This window comes from Mycobacterium sp. E802 (assembly GCF_001666875.1).
Taxonomy (GTDB): Bacteria; Actinomycetota; Actinomycetes; order Mycobacteriales; family Mycobacteriaceae; genus Mycobacterium.
This window is the reverse complement of record NZ_LZJD01000071.1, coordinates 1-2,510: the sequence shown is the minus strand read 5'-3', so window position 1 is coordinate 2,510 and position 2,510 is coordinate 1. Positions and strand designations below refer to the sequence as shown.

General features: G+C 72.2%; 3 protein-coding genes. All 3 read right to left on the bottom strand.

Annotated features, from left to right (window positions below; all coding sequences use genetic code 11):
* Window positions 1-725: tRNA (adenosine(37)-N6)-dimethylallyltransferase MiaA (gene miaA, locus A5699_RS10560; RefSeq protein ID WP_197508254.1), on the bottom strand; the 725-nt coding region annotated here is incomplete at its 3' end.
* Window positions 725-1,411 (bottom strand): hypothetical protein, encoded by a 687-nt coding sequence (locus tag A5699_RS10555; protein WP_067768940.1) that lies wholly within the window; start codon window positions 1,409-1,411, stop codon window positions 725-727. The genes miaA and A5699_RS10555, both read right to left, overlap by 1 nt.
* 9 nt (window positions 1,412-1,420) lie before the next feature.
* On the bottom strand, window positions 1,421-2,296 hold the full coding sequence (locus tag A5699_RS10550) for a DMT family transporter (protein WP_067768938.1): 876 nt from the start codon (window positions 2,294-2,296) through the stop codon (window positions 1,421-1,423).
* Between the last annotated feature and the right edge of the window lie 214 nt (window positions 2,297-2,510).

Sequence of the window (2,510 nt, the reverse complement as noted above, 5' to 3'; positions counted from 1 at the left end):
AGCACCTGCGCATAGCCCAGCGCCCGGGCCGCGGTGACCCCGTCGCGAAGCCCCCGCCCGATCAGCGTGCGTACCTCGTCCACCAGTCCGTCGTCGAACATCAGATCGGTGCGACGTTGCAGACGGTCATCGAGAACGGCGGTCTCCCAATCCAATCCGATGATGGCGGTGTCCCAGCGCGGTGTGCCGATGCTCGGCGCGCTGGCTGCGAACGGTTGACCGGTGAGCTCCACGACCTCCAGCGCCCGCACGATCCGCCGACCGTCGCTGGGCAGGATCGACGCCCCGGCAGCCGGGTCCACCCGGCTCAACTCGGCGTGCAAGGCCGCGACGCCCACCTCGGCCAGCCGGGCTTCCCAGCGGGCTCGCACCGTCGGATCGGTGGCCGGGAACGTCCAGTCGTCGAGCAGAGATTGGATGTAGAGCATGGACCCGCCGACGATCAGCGGCACCGCGCCTCGGGCCGCGATGGCCTCCACATCGGCCGCAGCGTCCTGCTGATAGCGGGCCACCGTGGCGGTTTCGGTGACCTCCAGGACATCGAGCTGATGATGCGGGATGCCGCGGCGCTCGGCGACGGGCAGCTTCGCGGTGCCGATGTCCATGCCGCGGTAGAGCTGCATCGCGTCGGCGTTCACGATCTCTCCACCGAGCTGCTCGGCCACCGCCAGCGCCAACGCCGATTTCCCGGTGCCGGTCGGCCCGATGATCGCGATCGGCCGGATCATGGCAACCATTCGCCGACGAAGTAGCCGACGCCGTACGGCGCGCCGCGGTAGAGCTCGCGGGCCGAGCCGGGCTCGGGTCCGGTCATCCCGGCCAGCACCTGGTAGGCCACGCGGCCGAGCACGGCCTCGGGCAACTCGACCAGCGCCGCGAGGTCTGCCGTGGCCAACGCGTCGTCGAGGTCCTGCTGGGTGGCCACGGACTCGGGTACGTGGCCACCGGGCGCCGAGGCGGTCAGGGTGTGCAGGCCGTCGGCGACGACGAGCACGCCGACGGGATCCGGGGTGCCGTCGATCCGGGCCCGCAGCGCGCGGCCGTGGGCCAACGCCGCGCTGACCGGGTGGGACGCGGCATAGACGTGGACCTCGGCCGACGCCTCGGGGGCGGCCTGCCCGCGAATCCATCCGACCATCAGCGCGCACAGCGGCAATTCGGCCGCCTCGCCCACGGGACCTGGCCCCAGGGCCACCCGCACGTCGACGCCGTAACCGGCGAAGGTGCCGGTGCGATCGGGTCCGTACACCGCGTCGTCGGGGCCGACGCCGACCGCCAGCCAGCGCGGCGGTAGCGCGCCTGCCGCGGCGATGACCGCGTCGCGTAACCCGGCCACCTCGGCAGCAGCTGCGCCCACCAGTTCGGGCACCAGCACCGGTGTGGCGGGGACGATTGCGATGGCGCTCAGCACGCCACCAAACTAGTGCGCCGCGGACAACGCTTGGTCGTCGGCGGCTTCACCGCGGGCCAGCGCCACCGTGGCCACCGCCATCGCGGCGACCGCGACGATCAGGGAAACCCAACCGAGGTCGCCGGGCCGCATGGATTCGCCGAGCACCACGATGCCCAGCACCGAGGCCACGACCGGTTCGGTGACGGTCATCGTGGGCAGCGACGCGGTGAGCGCCCCGGCGTGGAATGACGACTGTTGCACCGCGGTGCCGGCCACGGCGATCGCGGCCCACACATACAGCTCCGGGGAAGCCAGCAGCGGCCAGAACCCGGCGCCGAGCCGGTCCACCACCCCTTTGGTCAGGACGGCGAACACGCCCCACAACGTGCCCGACACCACGGCCAGCAGCATCGCGCCGGCGGGCCCGCGCCAGCGCCGCGCGCCCGCCAGGCACAGGATCAGGGCGGGCACGACCACGGCGGTCACCAAGGCCCACGCCTCCAGCGGTGCCCGGGCATGGCCCGCCGTGGGATTGCCGATGGTGACGATGACTGCGACGGCACCGGCCAGCAGCGCGGCCCACAGCCACTCCCACCGGGTGAGCCGCCGGTGCGTCAGCCGCGCGTTGAGCGGCAAGGCGAACAGCAGCGAGGTGACCAGCAGCGCCTGGACCAGCAGGACCGATCCCAACCCGAGCGCGGCCGCCTGCAGGCCGAAACCGGCCGCTGCCACCAGGCTGCCCAGCCACCACCGACGGTCGCGCAGCAGGCGGGCGAACAGGCCCACCGAACCGACCGGTTCCTCGGTGACCCGCTGCGCGGAATGCTGGTGGATGACGTCGCCGACGGCGATGAAAAGCGCGGCACCCAGGGCCAGCAGGACCGCCAGATCCGCTCGATCCATCGCCGCCTCCGTCGCCGTCGTTCGAGTTTGTCGGGGCATTGAGCTTAAAGCCATGGGCACGGCACAGGACGACCTGCTTGAATAGCGGTCAAAGCGACAGCATCGGGCGCCGCGTCGCGCGGCAGATGCGCGGGCCGACCGCGCGGAGTACGAGGAGCGGATATGACAACCAGTGAGCCAGGCGCAGGCACCTCTCAGCCCACCCCCCGGCCCA

What these genes read in the sequence shown, in the direction of transcription:
- A5699_RS10550 (WP_067768938.1), bottom strand. Translation starts at nt 2,296, where the DNA reads ATGGATCGAGCGGATCTGGCGGTCCTGCTGGCCCTGGGTGCCGCGCTT.